This window comes from Romboutsia sp. 13368 (assembly GCF_018336475.1).
Lineage (GTDB): Bacteria > Bacillota > Clostridia > Peptostreptococcales > Peptostreptococcaceae > Romboutsia.
In genome coordinates, this window is record NZ_CP048741.1 from 1390035 (window position 1) to 1390236 (window position 202).

Annotated in this window: 1 protein-coding gene; it reads left to right on the forward strand. The window is 29.2% G+C overall.

The annotated features are described in order from the left end of the window. Window positions 1-202, forward strand: a 202-nt coding sequence (locus tag G3997_RS05635; RefSeq protein ID WP_296649431.1) for a transposase, incomplete at both ends; no start/stop codon positions are given.

The following is a 202-nucleotide window of genomic DNA, read 5'->3' on the forward strand; positions in this document are numbered from 1 at the left end:
CCTCTTATGGAGTATGTCCATCAAAAAAGCAAAAATATTTTGGATTTAAGTTTCATGCACTTACTACAGTAGATGGTTTCTTAACTGACTATGTCATAACTCCTGCAAATGTTTATGATAAAAAAGTAGTATGGGATTTATGTGATAAATACAGTTCTATGTCTATAATAGGAGATAAAAGTTATGTTAATAAAAGGCTAAC